13 protein-coding genes and 1 tRNA gene are annotated in these 15384 nt (G+C 43.8%); 5 read left to right on the top strand and 9 right to left on the bottom strand.

Features of this window, described 5'->3' with window-relative positions; translation table 11 throughout:
* Positions 1-119: 119 nt before the first annotated feature.
* The 3 genes from B5D54_RS00170 (at position 120) to B5D54_RS00160 (ending at position 4291) form a co-directional block, all read left to right on the top strand.
* Positions 120-1049 carry a glycyl-radical enzyme activating protein gene (locus B5D54_RS00170; RefSeq protein WP_078924451.1) on the top strand — a complete coding sequence of 310 codons (930 nt, stop codon included), beginning with the start codon at positions 120-122 and terminating at the stop codon, positions 1047-1049.
* A gap of 2 nt (positions 1050-1051) precedes the next feature.
* Positions 1052-3475 (top strand): formate C-acetyltransferase/glycerol dehydratase family glycyl radical enzyme, encoded by a 2424-nt coding sequence (locus tag B5D54_RS00165; protein ID WP_078924450.1) that lies wholly within the window; start codon positions 1052-1054, stop codon positions 3473-3475.
* Positions 3476-3550: 75 nt separating this feature from the next.
* The gene (locus B5D54_RS00160) at positions 3551-4291 is read left to right on the top strand and encodes a DeoR/GlpR family DNA-binding transcription regulator (protein WP_078924449.1); all 741 of its coding nucleotides are present in this window, start codon (positions 3551-3553) and stop codon (positions 4289-4291) included.
* Between the two features lie 274 nt (positions 4292-4565).
* Here the strand turns inward: B5D54_RS00160 and B5D54_RS00155 are convergent, their stop codons facing one another.
* Both B5D54_RS00155 and B5D54_RS00150 read right to left on the bottom strand, forming a co-directional pair.
* On the bottom strand, positions 4566-6128 hold the full coding sequence (locus B5D54_RS00155) for an alpha-glucoside-specific PTS transporter subunit IIBC (RefSeq protein WP_078924448.1): 1563 nt from the start codon (positions 6126-6128) through the stop codon (positions 4566-4568).
* Positions 6129-6187: 59 nt separating this feature from the next.
* Complete coding sequence (locus B5D54_RS00150; protein ID WP_078924447.1) at positions 6188-7513, bottom strand: 6-phospho-alpha-glucosidase; 1326 nt, start codon at positions 7511-7513, stop codon at positions 6188-6190.
* 185 nt (positions 7514-7698) lie between these two features.
* Between B5D54_RS00150 and B5D54_RS00145 the strand changes: the two genes are divergently transcribed.
* Complete coding sequence (locus B5D54_RS00145) at positions 7699-8412, top strand: GntR family transcriptional regulator (protein ID WP_229601069.1); 714 nt, start codon at positions 7699-7701, stop codon at positions 8410-8412.
* A 385-nt stretch (positions 8413-8797) separates the two neighbouring features.
* Here B5D54_RS00145 and B5D54_RS00140 read toward each other — a convergent pair.
* Positions 8798-8885: transfer RNA gene (locus tag B5D54_RS00140), tRNA-Ser, on the bottom strand.
* A gap of 310 nt (positions 8886-9195) precedes the next feature.
* On the opposite strand from B5D54_RS00140, the gene B5D54_RS00135 reads away from it, so the two are divergent.
* Positions 9196-9765, top strand: coding sequence for a UPF0149 family protein (locus tag B5D54_RS00135; RefSeq protein WP_078924445.1), 570 nt, complete (start codon positions 9196-9198; stop codon positions 9763-9765).
* 116 nt (positions 9766-9881) lie between these two features.
* Here B5D54_RS00135 and nadA read toward each other — a convergent pair whose 3' ends face one another.
* The 6 genes from nadA to tolR all read right to left on the bottom strand — a co-directional run bounded on the left by nadA (position 9882) and on the right by tolR (position 15381).
* Positions 9882-10943: a quinolinate synthase NadA gene (gene nadA, locus B5D54_RS00130; protein ID WP_078924444.1), complete on the bottom strand. Its 1062-nt coding sequence runs from the start codon at positions 10941-10943 to the stop codon at positions 9882-9884.
* 153 nt (positions 10944-11096) lie between these two features.
* The gene (ybgF, locus tag B5D54_RS00125; RefSeq protein ID WP_078924443.1) at positions 11097-11879 is read right to left on the bottom strand and encodes a tol-pal system protein YbgF; all 783 of its coding nucleotides are present in this window, start codon (positions 11877-11879) and stop codon (positions 11097-11099) included.
* Between the two features lie 14 nt (positions 11880-11893).
* Positions 11894-12436, bottom strand: a complete 543-nt coding sequence (gene pal / locus B5D54_RS00120) for a peptidoglycan-associated lipoprotein Pal (RefSeq protein ID WP_078924442.1) — start codon at positions 12434-12436, stop codon at positions 11894-11896.
* Between the two features lie 48 nt (positions 12437-12484).
* A complete protein-coding gene (gene tolB / locus B5D54_RS00115; protein WP_078924441.1) occupies positions 12485-13837 on the bottom strand; it encodes a Tol-Pal system beta propeller repeat protein TolB in 1353 nt (450 codons plus the stop codon).
* A gap of 12 nt (positions 13838-13849) precedes the next feature.
* A complete protein-coding gene (gene tolA / locus B5D54_RS00110) occupies positions 13850-14923 on the bottom strand; it encodes a cell envelope integrity protein TolA (RefSeq protein WP_078924440.1) in 1074 nt (357 codons plus the stop codon).
* Between the two features lie 14 nt (positions 14924-14937).
* The gene (gene tolR / locus B5D54_RS00105; RefSeq protein ID WP_078924439.1) at positions 14938-15381 is read right to left on the bottom strand and encodes a protein TolR; all 444 of its coding nucleotides are present in this window, start codon (positions 15379-15381) and stop codon (positions 14938-14940) included.
* Positions 15382-15384 lie beyond the last annotated feature (3 nt).

Genomic DNA, 15384 nt, shown 5'->3' with positions numbered 1-15384 from the left:
ATCTAATTTCACAATATGAAAGATTGGTGCAGTTGATACACACGCAAATGAAGCGATCAACCAAAGAAAAGTGACCCATAAGTGTCAACCGCGAAGCGTAATCCAAGAGGTAAGCAGAAATGTATTTTAATATTCAGAGATTCTCTACCCATGATGGTGACGGCATTCGTTCCATTCTTTTTCTTAAAGGGTGCAGTTTGTCTTGCCCTTGGTGCCAAAACCCAGAAAGCCGCAGCGAAAAACGCTCGTTACTTTTTGATCCACGAAGCTGTATGGCAGATTGCCAACTGTGTGTCTCCGCTTATCAAGCGACAGTAAACGATGACGAGCTTAATGATGGCATTCGACGTCTTAATAACCAGATCACCATCAATCGTCAAGCAATCACAGACGATCAACTGATTGCGCTGCAAAATGTTTGTCCGACTCAAGCACTCAGTGTATGTGGAGAAGAAACACAATCAGACGAGCTGTTTAAGCTATTAATGAAAGACAAGCCTTTCTATGACCAAAGCCAAGGCGGTGTGACATTCTCGGGAGGTGAGCCATTAATGCAAGCCGATTTAGTCGCCGAACTCGCACAACGTTTACAGAGCAATCAAGTCTCTACCGCGATTGAATCGTGCATGCATGTGCCATGGAAGAATGTGGCAAAAGTGGCCCCACACATCGATTGCTGGCTCGCAGATCTAAAACACACCGATGAAGAAAAATTTCTTAGCTGGGCCAAAGGTTCACTAAAACGCATCAAAGACAATTTCCGAAAACTGGCTCCCATCGCCAAGCGGATTGTGATTCGCGTGCCCGTTGTACCGGGTTTTAACGACACCCTCGAAGAGTTACACAACATCATCGATTTTGCCGCTTCACTAACAAGCTGCCAAGAACTTCATTTGCTGCCGTACCACACACTCGGCATCAATAAATACCGTTTGCTCGATATGCCGTACCTGTGTTCTGACAAACCATTAAACAAGCCAGAACTCCTAGAAAGCGCCATGCAATACGCAAGCGATCATACTCAACTCAACGTGATTGTAAGAGGTTAACCATGAATCTGAACACCCTTCCTGAGCGTATCAAAGCGCACAAATCGGCCCTGATCAATATCGTCACACCACCTATCTGTACCGAGCGTGCTGAGGCCTACACTCGTGCTTATCAGGCCAACGAGGACAAACCTGTGATAGTCCAGCGTGCTTTAGCACTCCAAGAGCACTTACGGACTCGTACCATTTGGATTAAACATGATGAACTGATTGTCGGTAACCAAGCAAGCAAAGTACGTGCAGCACCTATCTTCCCTGAATACACCGTACGTTGGATTGAAGCAGAAATCGATGAACTGGCCGATCGCCCAGGAGCAGGTTTTACTGTCACCGAACAAGACAAACAACGCATCCACACGATGACACCATACTGGCGCGGTAAAACTGTCCAAGACCGTTGCTATGGGTTATTTACCGATGAGCAGCAAGAGATCTTAGCCAGCAGCATCATCAAAGCCGAAGGGAATATGACGTCTGGTGACGCTCACCTAGCCGTTGATAACGAGAAAATCCTTAAGCTAGGTATGAATGGGCTATTAGATGAGGTTCGTCAGCATCGCGCCAACAATGATGTCTCGACATTTGAAGGGCTAAAGAAAGAGCAGTTCTATAAATCTGTCGAAATCGTGTTGCTGGCGATTCAAGAGCACATGGTAAGTTACGCTGATCTTGCGCAAAAAATGGCAACAAGCGAAACACGACCAGAGAGAGCAAAGGAACTAGAGACAATCGCACACATCTGTCGTCATGTTGCCTACTATGCCCCAACCAACTTCTGGCAAGCACTGCAACTGAGCTATTTTGTGCAGTTGATGTTGCAAATTGAGTCGAACGGCCACTCGGTATCATTTGGTCGGATGGATCAATACCTCAACGACTACTACGTACGTGATCTTGAACATGGCGTAATGAGCAAAGCTTTCGCCCTTGAACTATTGCAAAGCTGCTGGTTAAAGCTGCTTGAAGTGAACAAAATTCGCTCCGGCGCGCACTCCAAAGCCTCAGCAGGATCGCCGCTTTATCAAAACGTCTGTATCGGCGGTCAGAAGTTAAATGAAAACGGTGAGCCAGAAGATGCCGTCAATCCTCTGTCTTGGGCGATTTTGGAATCTTGTGGTCAGCTTCGTTCGACGCAACCTAACTTGAGTGTGCGTTACCATGAAGGTTTGAACCAAGCGTTCTTGATGGGCTGCATTGACGTGATTAAATGTGGCTTTGGTATGCCTGCCTTTAACAACGATGAAATTGTGATTCCTGAATTCATCAAGCTGGGCGTAGAGAAACAAGACGCTTATAACTACGCATCTATCGGCTGTATCGAAACGGCGGTTCCGGGCAAATGGGGTTACCGTTGTACCGGTATGAGTTTTATTAACTTTGCTCGGATCCTGTTGGCCGCGCTGAACGAAGGTATAGATGCGACAACAGGTAACGCTTTCTTACCACACGATAAGTCTTTGGCAAAAGGCAACTTCGAGAACTTTGAGCAAGTGATCGCCTCTTGGGCCGAACAAATCCGTTACTACACGCGTAAATCGATTGAGATCGATACCGTGGTCGATAGTGTGCTTGAACAACAAGCGCAAGACATCTTCTGTTCAACGCTGGTAAACGATTGTTTAGCTCGCGGTAAAACCGTGAAAGAAGGCGGCGCAAAATACGATTGGGTATCTGGCTTACAAGTGGGAATCGCAAACTTGGGAAACAGCCTAGCGGCAATCAAACACCTTGTTTTCGATGATGCGCAAATCACCCAGCCAGAGCTGGCAAAAGCCTTAGAAGAAAATTTCGAAGGTCTTGAGAACGAACAGCTTCGTCAACGTTTAATCAATTTCGCGCCCAAATACGGTAACGATGATGACACGGTAGACCAACTACTCGCCAATGCCTACCAAGTTTACATTGATGAGCTAGAACAGTTCGTCAACACACGTCATGGTCGCGGCCCAATTGGTGGCGGCTACTACGCCGGTACATCAAGTATTTCCGCGAACGTGCCATTTGGTGCATCAACCATGGCAACGCCAGATGGTCGTAAAGCGAAAACGCCACTGGCAGAGGGGGCAAGCCCAGCATCTGGCTCAGATCGCTTAGGGCCAACGGCTGTCTACAACTCGGTGGGTAAGATCCCAGCAAACAAGATTCTTGGTGGTGTACTGCTTAACCAGAAGTTAAGCCCATCAGCGGTCGCGTCTGAAGGGGATAAACACAAGCTTTCAATGTTGATCCGTACCTTCTTCAACCATCACAAAGGATGGCATGTACAGTACAATATCGTCTCACGCGATACCTTGTTGGCTGCCAAGAAGAATCCAGAACAATATCGTGACTTAGTCGTACGCGTCGCAGGCTACTCGGCCTTCTTCACCGCGCTCTCGCCAGATGCGCAAGACGACATCATCGCCCGTACAGAGCATGAGTTATAATTGAAACTTCACTTGTGTTTCAAATGAAACAAAGAGGCACTATAATGGTGCCTCTTCTCTATTCGAGCAAACGTCATGAATTCTAGACAGAGTGAAATTTTACATTTAGTCAATAAAGCGAATCGCATTCAAGTATCAGAGCTGATTGAAATTATCGGAGTGTCTGGCGTAACCATTCGCCAAGATCTTAATTTCTTAGAACAAAGTGGGTACTTGAAGCGTGTTCATGGCGCGGCAATATCACTGCAAAACGATAATATTGATTCCCGTTTAGAAGTTTCCTTTGACATCAAACAGACGTTAGCCGAAAAAGCCTCTGAACTTGTATCCCCGCATGAGACCGTATTAATTGAAGGCGGTAGTGCCAATGCTTTACTTGCGCGTGTTCTTGCGGACAGAGGCGATGTAACCATTATTACCCCCTCTGCCTATATTGCACACCTTTTGCGCAATACCTCCGCCAATATCATTTTATTAGGGGGGGTTTATCAGCATCAAGCAGAAAGTCTCGTCGGCCCACTCACCAAAATATGTATCGAACATATTCATTTCAGTACGGCTTTTTTAGGTATTGATGGGTTCCATCAAGATACCGGTTTTACTAGTTGTGATATGATGCGAGCTGATATCGCTTCAGCCATTTTAGCGAAAAAAAGACGAAATATTATTTTAACGGATTCCAGTAAATTCGGAAAAATCTTCCCATCAACCATCGGTGCAACAACCAGCATCTCCATTTTATTGACCGATGGTAAAGCACCGGCTAGTGATATTGAATATCTAAAAAATCAAAACGTCGAGGTCTACACCGTATAGTGTCGCATTTTGTTCGATAATAATTTAACTTTGTTGCTCTTCTTTTCCACATCTCACGCTTTCAAGATACTTTATAAGACGTGATAAAATAGTAATTCATTAATTTATACTAATTTCATATAAAAACGTCCTCCAACATAGTCGCAATGCTGTTCCCTTAAGCGAAGCTGCATTGCACAGTCTAGCTGGGGGCTCTATACAAAAAGCCCCTACCTTACAAATGGCAGGGGCTGGGGGTTGCCTATTAACGATAAGCTCAGGAGCAAACCGGCGATTAGGTAGGTAATCGTATATGTTGGCTCATTTCTTCTCTAACTTGAGGAACAGTTAAACCTACAATAATTTGAAAACTGTCGCCATTTCTCACCACATTTACTGCTCCATGGTGTTGAAAGAATTCTGTTTCAGCAACGTTTTCTGGATAATGTACTTTTACTCTTAAGCGAGTGGCACAGTTAGTCAGTAACGCAATATTTTCTTTACCTCCTAACCCCTCAATAAAGGCCAGCGCTTGGCTGTCTTCGCTAGTGTTCGCTTCCTCACCAACCGCCGCACCTTTTTTAAAGTCAGATTTAGTGTATAGCTTAGCTTGCGCATCACCACGCCCAGGAGTAGGAATATCGTATTTTAAAATTAAGGTACGAAAAACAACAAAATAGATAGCGGTAAAACTTAAGCCAATGAAAACTTGAATGACATAAGTTCCAGCATGATTGCTGCCCAAAGGTAGCCAGTTTTGGAACACAAAATCAATCAAACCTGTCTGGAAGTTACCTGACACACCAAACCAATAAGCAACCGTTGCCATGGTCGCCGATAACGCAGCGTGTAAAGCAAACAATAGCGGAGCAATAAATAAGAAAGTAAACTCAATCGGCTCAGTGATCCCGGTGAGTATGGCCGTCAAAGACGCGCCCAAAACTAAACCCAAGACCATTTTTTTGTTGTTTGGCTTCGCTGTAGAATATAAAGCGAGTGCAATACCCGTACAACCAAAGACTTTACCCATCCCGGTTAACATCAAACCACCTTGAGGAAACTGCTCGGTCAGTGGCGCTGGGTTAGCCGCAAACTCTGGAATATGTTGAATCCAATAGGCCACCGTCCCACCATCCACAGCCACAGGGCCATAAAACACCGGACCATAAACAAAATGATGTAATCCTGTTGGGATCATAATTCGCTCAAGGAAGGTGAATACCCACACCCCAAATGAACCAGCAGAGACTAAAAAGGTTTGTAAGTTATTGATGCCATGTTGAATGCTTGGCCACACTAAACAGGTGACGATCGCCAGCAACACCATAATGGGAAAGCTAATGATCACGACTAATGGGGTGCCGCCAAACACCGCCGCCCAGTTTGGTAATTTTTTGTCAAAGTAGCGGTTGTGAACCCATACCGAGATCCCTGCAATCACAATTGCACCAATCAAGTTAGTATCCAGGGTTAAAATTCCGCCAATATCCGTTAAACCACGCTCACCCGCGACATAATTGACCCCTAATTCTGGCCCCCAAAATTGTAGTATCCCACCCACTACATAATTAAAGGTAATGTAAGAAACTAAAGTAGCCAGTACCGCACGGCCAGAGGCTGATTTTGCTAAGGCGATCGGTAATCCCACCGCAAACACCAAAGACATATTCTTAAATACCGCCAATGATGCCTGCAGTAAGATAGTGGATACTTTTACCCAAGTACTCCCTTCAACAGCCCAAGGAAACAAATCTTGATTGAGTAACATAACTGATAATCCAAGCAGCATCCCAGCTGCCGGAAACAATAGCACTGGAACAAACATCGCAGCGCCAAAACGTTGGATCATATCTTTCATAATGACCTCATCCTTTGGTTTATCTTATAAAATAGGCCCGTATAACTGGGCCTGATAATTTATTGAAATTGAGGTAAGTAGGAGGCATTTTCTACTAATAATTTATCCACGATGGCCTGTGCCGTCGGTACATTTACCACGGTGCGATTTAGCGTTAAAGCGTTAACTAAGGTTTGACGACAACCACTAAACCAAGCATCAACCACTAATTTTTCATAACCCAATTGAGTTTCGATCATGGCTTTTTGGAAGGTTGGAATATGGCCAACCGCAAAAGGTTTCGGGCCATCATTGGTCAATGCTGCTGGTACTTCAACCATGGCATCGGATTGAATGTTTGCAATTGCACCTTGGTTCGGCACTATCACAAGATAGGTTTCTCCAAGATTATAGGCTAGTGAAGCAGCAACTCTGACCATATAGCGGCCGTGAATATCGGCATGTAACTGCTCATGCTGTGCTGTGCCCGCTTCAATAATGCGTCGGTTAAGTTCAAACACTCGCTTTTCTCGACCATTAATCACTTGACGGGCACGAGTGTTATTAATGTCTTCTTTGGCAACCATTTTTTCCGGATAGAGATAATACTGCAGGTAGGTATTAGGCAAAAATTGCGGATTATCACGTAACATGATCTGCATATTTTTAAATGTTGCTTGCCATGAAGGATCATCGGCAATTTCGGCATCCACGGCACTGATCCCTTGCTCAAGGATAATGTGTTTAATCTTATCGGTCAGATCTTCCCCTTGGCGATTACGAATTTTAGTAAACCATCCATAATGGTTGAGGCCAAAATACTCTGGAACCAAATCCCAAATTTCACAGTTAAGTAGCTGAGCATAGCTGACCATGATCGCCGCTGGCATATCACAGATATTAAGAATTCGTTTGTCGTCAGGAAACTCTCGATTTAAGGCTTCTGCAACAATGGCTGCCGGATTGGTATAATTTAAAATCCATGCATCCGGAGCATAATGGCGGATCTCATTAACTAAGGTGATCATGTCACCAATAGAACGCAGTCCATAAGCCATGCCACCTGCCCCACAGGTTTCTTGACCGACACAACCGAATGAAAGCGGAATTTGCTCATCACGCTCCCGCATCGCTAGACCGCCGGTACGGATCTGAATAAAAAAGAAATCACTATCGCTAAACGCTTCTGCTTTGTCCGTGGTATAGATAAATTCTTCAACTTCTGGATAGGCTTCACGCAGAACAATTTCGGTCGCTAAAGCATTCGAAGCCTGGCGCTGTTCATCAATATCATAGAAAGTAATTTTACTGAGTGGAAAATTCTCTTTCTCTGCAATCAAGCTATTGATCATGCCTAATGTATAGGTACTACCCGCTCCAACAATGGTGAGTTTTTGTTTTTTCATGCTGTCATCCTCATTCTGTAACCAGCCATTTTGTATTATTAAAGTACCAAACAAATAATACATTAGTAATACATATGAGGTCGTTTTTTGATCTGCACAACACTAGCCTATCGAAAATGTATTTTAAATGTATTAACGATCACAGTTTTGCTATCATAGCTAGCATTAATGGAAGGAGGACTTGCGTGGACAAACCAAGATATTTACAGATTGCCGATCAATTGATCGCAGGTATCAAAAGTGGTGAATACAAACCGGGAACACTGCTCCCCACAGAAGCAATACTACAAAATACATTTTCGGTGAGCCGCGTGACGATTCGTAAAGCCATGGAGATCTTGGTTGAACAAGATTTACTTGTTCGTGTCAGAGGGAGTGGTACTTACGTCAAAGCACCAAAAACTCAACATAATGCCTTTGAGTTAAGCGGATTTATTGAAGAAGTGTCAGCACAAGGCAGAGAACCGTCTTCGCAAGTGATCACATTTGAAATTCAGCCCTGCAATGCTTCAATTGCCCAAAAATTACAACTAGAAGAAGGGCAACTTATCTATGCCGTACAACGCTTGCGTTTGATCGATAAAGAACCGGAAATTTTAGAGTGCACTTATTTACCGGTCGAAATGTTTACCGACTTAAGTTTAGAAGTGATGCAAACCTCAAAATACGATTATATTGAGAATCAAAAAGGACTGACGATAGCCTTAAGCCGACAAGTCATTTGGCCGGATACAATGACCGAAAAGCTAGCTTCTTTACTTAATAGCGAGGTGGGAGCCCCTATCCTTCGCGTCGAATCGGTGGGTGAATTAGTTGATGGTCGACCGTTTGAATTTACTATTAACTATTTTAGACTCCATCAATACAGCTTTGAGTTTGTTGCGCATCGTCGATATTGATATAGACAGATAAAGCCTTTTGTCTATATCAGTGACGTTGTCGTACCAAGCCTAGAAAAATCGAAAAATTTAGATTCCGTATCAGGAGTGAGAAACTTGCCAAAGACGCGCAATATTTTCCGCCACATTACTAAGATTCACTTTAGCTTCTTGTAGTGCATCAGCAAGGGGCATTACCTGTAATAAACAAGTGAATACAGTTTTGATCCCTCAAGTAATACCTGAACAAAGGTCAATTTTCGAAAAATCTAGGTATTACTTTAGATATTACTCTAGACAAGCGCTTTTACGACACTTTATGGAACGCCACGAAACCGTAACTCATTGACTTTGATAATATTTAGATAAGAAAAAAGACGCCCTAAGACGTCTTTTAACATGAATGTGGCGGTGAGTGAGAGATTCGAACTCTCGATACGTTGCCGTATACACACTTTCCAGGCGTGCTCCTTCAGCCACTCGGACAACTCACCGATGCGTTAGCTTTAACTAACGAGGCGCTAATTTAATGATTATCGAATGAATGGTCAAGCATAAATAAGGAAAAAAGCTTAACTCTCTCTCCATCTGCTCATTTATTGATTAATTTGCCTAAAATCAATGCGATAAATATCTATTCGAACAGAGTAGTCATGGATAAATTTTATGTTCAGCGCTTCCAACAACCGAGAAATGAAGGCTTGGCTTAATAAGAGCAAAGTCTGCAATACCAGTACACTCGCATTTTCAGCCTGTTTAAGGTTAATATAGGCATAGATTTTTTGTTATATATGGAATTCCATTTTGACCTTACACGACATTCTGACGTTACCTGAATTCGAAGATAAATTACTTAATGAAGCTAAAACTCGTGGTTTTGTCACGGCAATGGCTTTAGCGCCCAACCTCCTTCCTCCGGAAGAGTGGTTGCCTTTTCTGTGGGGTGGCGATGATGTTGCTCCTTTTCAAGATGGTGAGCTGCTAGAAAGCTACTTAGAGCAGATTATCCATTTATGGAATGTGTACCGACCAGCTCTGATTGATGGTGCTTGGGCTTGGCCTGAAGGGTGTGAACTTGATGAGGCCGATCTTGTTAACCAAGCAACGCGAGATTTTTGTGAAGGGCTATTGCAAGGTTGGCAGCTTACTCGTGATGACTGGGAAGTATTAATGCCTGAAGACAGTCAAGATAATGCCCTACTAGGGGGTGTCCTCTTATCATTAAGCATGCTTTACGATCCTGAAACGTCACTTGCTACGTTAAGTCAGCAGGGAGTTGATGATTTAGATCAGTTTGAAGAAATCTATAATGCCATTCCTGTAATGCTGTGTGGACTAGCCAAACGAGGGATGCAGCTTGCTGAAGCACAATAAGCTGACATTAGCCACATACGGTTAAATAGCCCTAGCGATATAAAAGCCCACTCTTTGAAGCGGGCTTTTTAATATGACTATCAACGTATTTTAGGACGACACAGACAAATAAAATATCAGGTGTTGCCCTTTATTTCTTTATGGATCTGATCAGCAAAGGCTAACATTCGATTAAGCGGAATGAGTGATTTAACTCGGATAGCTTCATCAACAAAAATTTCATGCTCTTGTCCACCATCACGCAATGCACCTTCTATTGCTTTCAAACCATTCATTGCCATCCATGGACAATGAGCACAGCTGCGGCAAGTTGCCCCGGCTCCAGCGGTTGGCGCTTCAATGAGCTCTTTCTCTGGTACCATTTGCTGCATCTTAAAGAAAATGCCTTTATCTGTCGCAACAATCATCTGCTGTTGTGGTAATACTTTCGCTGCTTTAATGAGCTGGCTAGTCGATCCTACCGCATCAGCCAGTTCAACCACACTCGCGGGAGATTCTGGATGAACTAATATTGCGGCATCTGGGTACAACGCTTTCATCTTACGCAAAGCATCAGCGGAGAATTCATCGTGAACCACACACTCCCCTTGCCACAGAAGCATTTCTGCTCCTGTTTTTTTAGCAATGTAAGAACCAAGGTGTCTATCTGGCCCCCAAATGATTTTTTTATCTTCAGAATCCAGATGTTCAACAATTTCTAGTGCAATGCTGGATGTTACAACCCAATCTGCACGCGCTTTGACAGCTGCCGAAGTATTGGCATAAACCACAACAGTATGGTCAGGATGAGCGTCACAAAATTCGGCAAACTGTTCAGCTGGGCAGCCGAGATCTAAAGAACATTCCGCTTCGAGTGTCGGCATTAAAATTCGTTTTTCTGGAGTGAGAATTTTTGCCGACTCTCCCATGAACCGCACACCGGCGATCAGTAAAGTCTGCGCAGGGTGGCGATTACCAAATTTGGCCATTTCAAGTGAATCACCAACAAATCCACCCGTTTCTTCAGCTAAAGCCTGAATTTCAGGGTCCGTATAATAATGGGCGATCAGTACCGCATCTTTCTCTTTTAACCGTTGTTTGATACTGGCTACATAGGTTTGCTTTTCCTCATCGCTTAACGGGATGGGTTTAGCAGGGAACGGGTATACCGTGTCGATTTTATCCAGGATATGGCTCATTGCTCTTGCTCTTGCTCTATGCAACGTTATGTAATGGGGGCATTGTACACTGTATCAACAAAAATAGGCAAAAGTGATTAGATAACCCCCTCTTTCTTGCCACAAAAAAGCCACTAAGAAATAGTGGCCTTCGATAATAAAATAGTTATGCGCTTACGGTTTTAAATTATCTTTAGCCACTTTTGCCGAGGCACTATTAGGATATTCATCAATGACTTGCTGATAATATTTTTTTGATTGAGCCGCGTTATTATTTCGCGCAGCAAGATCCCCTAATTTCACCAGCGCATCTGCACGTTTATTCGAATCTGGGTAACTAATAACCGCAGCAAAACTTTTTACCGCTTCTGGATCTTTTCTCTGAGCAAAGTAGAGCTGACCTAACCAATAATGAGCATTAGCGGCAAAACTTGAATCTGGATAGTCTTTCTGAAATTGTTGAAAAGCGTTGATTGCACCAGCATAATCTCGCTCCTTCAAAATAAGATCAACGGCGCTTTGGTATGCCGCTTGTTCATCTGCGTCACGGCTAAAGGTTCCCAGAGGAATATCATCGTTATTCCCACTGTTGACCGCTTCTGCGGTTGCAGGCCGTTTGGCTTCTCGACGTAAATTATCTAATTCAACAAACAGTTCTCGTTGGCGCTGCAACATTTGTTGCATGTCATAGTTATTTCTTTCTATTTGTCCACGTAGTTCGTTGAGATCGAGCGTCATATCATCCAACTGCTTTTGCATTTGCAATTGCATGCGATTTCGATTTTCAAGTAAGCGTTCTAAACGTGCAACGTCGGTTTCCCCAGAGGTAGAAGAGGGCGTTGAAATACGTTGAGTGCGGTTTCCTAGATCAGATACTGGAGCTGGTGCAGCGAACGATACGCTCGCTGCACTTGCCAGTAACGTAAGCGTAAATACGCGCTTAAGGTTACTGAACATGAGGGATACCCCAATTAGTAGACAAGAACAGCACGGCGGTTCTTAGCATAAACTTCTTCAGTTTGACCAAGAAGCAATGGTTTTTCTTCACCGTAGCTAACAATAGCAATTTGATTAGCCTGAACACCCAAAGCTTCTAGGTATCTTGCTACCGCCTGTGCACGACGCTCACCAAGAGCGATGTTGTATTCAGGAGTACCACGCTCATCCGCATGACCTTCAACGGTCACTTTTAAACTTGGGTTCTTGCTTAAGTAAGCAGCGTGAGCAGATAGCATTTCTTCATAGTCACGAGCAATCGTGGCATTATCAAAAGCAAAGTAAATGGTTTGAGTTTCGCGCAGAGCTTGTTCTTTCAGCTCTTGCTCTGAAAGTTGTGCATTCTCATCAATTGGTGATACAACGGTTGTATCTACACCTTGAGTGCGTGAACTACCAGTGGATTGGTTAGTTTGTGTAGAAGAAGCACTTGCTGCCTCATCACTTGAACTACATGCTGTCACTGCAAGAACAGGTAGCGCAATAAGTAGCCCTTTAAGAACCTTGTTAAGTTGCATCTTAATTTTCCTTACTATGAAATAGTTAGTTGCTAAATTGTGAGTTTGCTATAAAAACGGAGACCATGCAGGAGCCCTAACGCGCCCATTCGTTGCTGGTAACCTTGCTTTAAATCGCCCATCTATAGAGACCATAGACAAGACATTAGCCTGATTATACATTGAACTATAAATAACTATACCACCATTCGGGGCAATACTTGGAGACTCATCTAACAATGTTTTTGTTAAAATTTGTACCGCTCCGGTTTCCAAATCTTGCTTTGCCAGATTAAAACCCGAATTATTTCGATTTACCATGATAAGGAATCGGCCATCAGGCGTGATTTGTCCACCAAGATTCTGACTTCCCTGCCATGTTAAACGTTTTGTTGCATTATCGCTTAAATTTACTTGATAAATCTGTGGGTTACCACCCCTATCAGACGTAAATATTAATGATTTTCCATCTGGACTCCAAAAAGGTTCCGTGTTGTTCGAGCGACCTTGCGTAATTTGAGTCAGTTTACGCGTCGAAAGATCCATCGTGTAGACATGCAAACTGCCTGTTTTTGATAAGACTAAAGCCAATTTTTTTCCATCAGGAGAAAAACGAGGGGCACCATTATGACGAGGAAAAGAGGTTACTTTTTCTCGCTCACCAGTATAAATATTCATTAAGAAAATTTCGGCTTGCCCATTTTGAAAACTCACATAGGCCAGTTGGCGTCCATCGGGTGACCAAGCCGGGGACATCAATGGCTGTTTTGAACGTAAAACAAGGCGCTCATTATAACCATCATAGTCCGCCACTCTTAATTGATAAGGGTAACTATCTTTATCGTTGACAACGACATAAGCGATACGAGTAAGAAATGCCCCTCTTTCTCCGGTTAATTCCTCATAGACTAAATCCGCTATACGGTGCGCATATTCCCGCATGCGATTAGCTGGCACCGTTGCCACTTTATTAAATAAGACATGATCTTTCGATAAGACCAACTCACCATCAGCACTTAACGCACGGCTTTGACCTTGAGTCAACTGGCCTCGAACGACATCTACCAGTTGATAATTAATCACGTACTGCCCTTGAGCATTCTGGGTAATGGAGCCCGTTAATAAGGCATCTACGCCCATTCGATTCCACGCCTCAAATTTAACATCCGCTTCATGGTAAGGCGTTTGTGGCATTTGATTTGTCGCTATAGGGCTGAATTTTCCACTACGCTGCAGATCCGAGGCAATCACAGCAGAAATATCTTGAGGAAGTGCTTTCGCCCCCTCCCATTTGAAAGGCACGATGGCAATTGGACGAGCTGAATTAATACCGTCCGTGATAATCAGTTCAAGTGCCCCATGGGCCAATGATATGCCGTTGGTTATGATCAACAGGCATCCTAATAGTAATCGCTTTAACACGAGTTTTTCCTTTTAATCTGGAACAACGGTTAAGTTAATATTCTTTATCTTGGCTATCAGATCAGACTCTTTAGGCAATGGAAAATTACCTACCTGCGCAACGGCACGCTTCACCGCCGCACAAAGTCGAGTATCACCATCTAAAATGCGTAAATCACCAACAATAGCATCTGCACCAGTGGGGATTAGACGAAGATTAACCCGACACTGTTTACCTCGAAAGCTGTCTTCTAATAATAGGTTTTGCTGAATAAGTTGAGTATAAATCGCCCCCCAACGCTCAGCTTCCGTCGCTATATACTGAGATCGAGCGGCTGAAATATTTTGAGCTTCACTTTCAAGCCCAGAAAAAATACTGTTCAGGGCTGCTTCTTGTTCTCTACGCTCACGCTCTAATCGTTCTAGTCGCTGCTGCTCTTGACGAGCTTTCTCTGCTGCCGCTTTCGCTGCTTTTTCTTTGGCGACACGTTCTTTTTCTGCTTGTTCGGCAGCTTCTCGTTCACGCTGTGCTCTCTCCTTCGCTTCTTGAGCGGCCTTCTCTTTCGCTAAGCGTTCTTGTTCTGCTTTTGCTGCGGCAGCCTCTCTTGCAATACGTTCTGCCTCTGCTTTCTTCGCCGCTTGTTCTTGAGCTTTTCGCTCAGCTTCAGCTTTCGCAGCACGCGCTTGTTCTTGACGAGCTTTCTCCGCCGCTGCTTTCTGTTCTTGTTCTTTCTGCTGACGAGCTTTTTCTGCTTCACGAGCCACCTTGGCTTCTCTTGCTTGTTGCTCTTTCAGTTGACGAACTCGCTCTTCAGCTTCTTTACGATTCCGTTCAAGTTGTTCACTCTCACGCCGTAATTTATCTAACCGTTCTTGTTCTTTCTTTTCAGCAGCCTCACGCTGGCTTCGAATTTGCTGGGCTTGCTGCTTGATTAGATTTGGGTCAATGACTACCGCTTGCATGATTGCCCCACCCGCTTTAGGTGGCGGTGGTGAAAAAGAAAAATCCGCCCCCGATACGAGTATAATCAGCAAAGCCGCATGCAACACCACTGAAATAATCAGCGGTTTTTTATCTAACGCTTTGTTCGATTTTTTCGCTTTCATCAACGCTTATAAGCCTATTCTTTGATATCGGTGAGTAAGCCCACTTTTGCTATGCCAGCCCGACTTAATTCATCCAACACTAGCACTATATCCGCATAAGGTGTTGCCGCATCCCCCCCAACCGCAACGGGTGAATCGGGTTTCAGTGACAACTCGGCTTTAACACGCACGATAACATCCTGCAAAGACAACCCACGTTGAATTTCTTCATCGTTGACGCTTAAACCTAAAACTCCAGTTTTATCGATTTCAACAATGATAAAGCTAGAATCAGTTTCTTTTGCCAGATCAGCGGTCGATTTTGCCGTTGAGGTTTTAGGCAGATCGACTTCAACCCCTTGGGTAATAAAAGGAGAGGTCACCATAAAGATAATCAACAAAACCAACATAACGTCAATATAAGGAACAACGTTAATCTCCGCCGTCATCTTCCGTTTTTTCGGTTGATAACCTGCCATCTG

It is taken from the genome of Vibrio cincinnatiensis DSM 19608 (assembly GCF_900167345.1).
In the GTDB taxonomy this organism is placed as follows: Bacteria; Pseudomonadota; Gammaproteobacteria; order Enterobacterales; family Vibrionaceae; genus Vibrio; species Vibrio cincinnatiensis.
This window is presented reverse-complemented; position numbering and strand designations above follow the sequence as displayed.